This window comes from Streptomyces palmae (genome assembly GCF_004684805.1).
Classification (GTDB): Bacteria; Actinomycetota; Actinomycetes; order Streptomycetales; family Streptomycetaceae; genus Streptomyces; species Streptomyces palmae.
Genome location: NZ_SRID01000633.1, coordinates 1 through 1,839, shown reverse-complemented (window position 1 = coordinate 1,839; position 1,839 = coordinate 1). Strand labels below are relative to the sequence as shown.

Below are 1,839 nucleotides of genomic sequence, written 5' to 3'. Positions count from 1 at the left end.
GATATGAGGGGGCCGGCCGGGTGGGGGCGCTCGATCGGCCGCGGGTCGTCCGCGGCTGGTCGTGCTGTTCCTCGCGCCCCTTCGGGGGGACGGTCTCGGCGCTTTGGGGGAGTGCCGGCCGCGGGTCGTCCGGGGCTGGTCGCGCCGTTCCCCGCGCCCCCTCCGGGGGCGCCACCGTGCCGGACCCGTCCGGCCTTTGACGAACCTCCGACGATCCTCTAAGGACATCTGATCGCCTGTGTCTGCCACCGCCACTCCGGCCACCCGCCAGCGGCTCACCGCGGAGGGACTGACCCTCGCCTATGACGGCCGCACGGTCGCCGAGGACCTGTCCGTCACCATCCCCGACCACTCGTTCACGGTGATCGTCGGGCCCAACGCCTGCGGCAAGTCCACCCTGCTGCGCGCCCTGTCCCGCATGCTCAAGCCGGCCGCCGGCGCGGTGCTGCTGGACGGTCAGGCGATCGGCACCCTGCCCGCCCGCAAGGTCGCGCGCACCCTCGGCCTGCTGCCGCAGAGCTCCATCGCACCGGACGGGATCACCGTCGCCGACCTGGTGGCCCGGGGCCGCTATCCCCACCAGGGCCTGCTGCGTCAGTGGTCCGCGACGGACGAGCGGATCGTGGCGGAGTCGATGGCCGCCACCGGGATCGACGCGCTCGCCGACCGGTACGTGGACGAACTCTCCGGCGGTCAGCGGCAGCGGGTCTGGATCGCCATGGCCATCGCCCAGCAGACCCCGCTGCTCCTGCTGGACGAGCCCACCACCTATCTGGACCTCCAGCACCAGATCGAGGTGCTCGACCTGTGCGCCCAGCTCCACGAGGAGCAGGGCCGCACCCTGGTCGCCGTCCTCCACGACCTCAATCACGCCGCCCGCTACGCCACCCACCTCATCGCGATGCGCGGCGGCCGGATCCTCGCCGAGGGCGCGCCGGGCGAGGTGGTGACGGCCGGGCTGGTCGAGGAGGTCTTCGGGGTGCGCTGCCAGGTCATCCCCGACCCGGAGACCGGCACCCCGCTGGTGATCCCGGCGGCCCGCGCGGCCCGTACCCGGCGCGCGACGGACAGGGCGGACGGCCCCGCACCACGGTGACCCACGGAGGGCGCCGGGAGGGCTACGGATCGAGCGGCGCCGCACGGCGCGCGGCGTGAGCGGCGTCGTGCGGCCGCCCGTGGTGCGGTGACGGCTCGGTGTCGGCCGGAACAGGTCCCGGGCCGGGGGTCAGAGCAGCTTCCGCAGCCGCATCAGATCCCGCAGGCCCGCCTCCAGCTTGATCCGGCCCGATCCCCAGGCACGGGCGAAGTGCAACTCCCCGGCCACCAGGGCCAGCAGATCGTCACCGGTCATCGCCAACCGGATGTCGGCCCGAGAGGGCGGCGGGCCCGGCACCGGCGTCACGTCGGCCAGTCGGCCCCCCGTCAGACGGCCGGTGAAGGTGATGTCCAGATCGGTGATCCGGCAGCTGAGTGAGCGGTCCCGTGCCGCGGCGTCGCGCAGTCCGCCGTCCGCCTTCGCGAGGTTCTCCGCCAGCTGGTCGAGCGCGCCCCGGCACTCCTCGATGGTCGCCATGGTCACTGACCGTACCCCAGGGGCCGTACCACGAAGAACGCCCGATTCGCGGTAGCGTCAGGGCATGAACGAGCCGATGCCGCCCCCTGAGCCGCAGGTCGGCCCGCGGCCGTGGCCCGGGCCGCGCCCCCAGGCGCCGACCGGCCGGCAGGAGCCGCAGCCGACCGCCCCGGCGGAGGGTCCCGCACCGGACCCGGGTGGCGTCGGGGAGACGGCGGTCGCCCCCGCCCCCGAGGGGCCCGGGCCGGACCCCTCGGGGGCGGGGG

General features: G+C 75.0%; 2 protein-coding genes and 1 pseudogene. 2 read left to right on the top strand and 1 reads right to left on the bottom strand.

The features are described 5' to 3' along the window. Nucleotides 1-238: 238 nt before the first annotated feature. The gene (locus tag E4099_RS31685) at nucleotides 239-1,096 is read left to right on the top strand and encodes an ABC transporter ATP-binding protein (protein ID WP_135342539.1); all 858 of its coding nucleotides are present in this window, start codon (nucleotides 239-241) and stop codon (nucleotides 1,094-1,096) included. A gap of 129 nt (nucleotides 1,097-1,225) precedes the next feature. On the opposite strand, the gene E4099_RS31680 is transcribed toward E4099_RS31685, so the two are convergent. Next, a complete protein-coding gene (locus E4099_RS31680) occupies nucleotides 1,226-1,573 on the bottom strand; it encodes a sterol-binding protein (protein ID WP_135342538.1) in 348 nt (115 codons plus the stop codon). Nucleotides 1,574-1,637: 64 nt separating this feature from the next. Between E4099_RS31680 and E4099_RS33795 the strand changes: the two are divergent. Then, nucleotides 1,638-1,839: pseudogene (locus E4099_RS33795) on the top strand (TerD family protein); the annotation flags it as partial.

What these genes read in the sequence shown, in the direction of transcription:
- E4099_RS31680 (WP_135342538.1), bottom strand. Translation starts at nt 1,573, where the DNA reads ATGGCGACCATCGAGGAGTGCCGGGGCGCGCTCGACCAGCTGGCGGAG.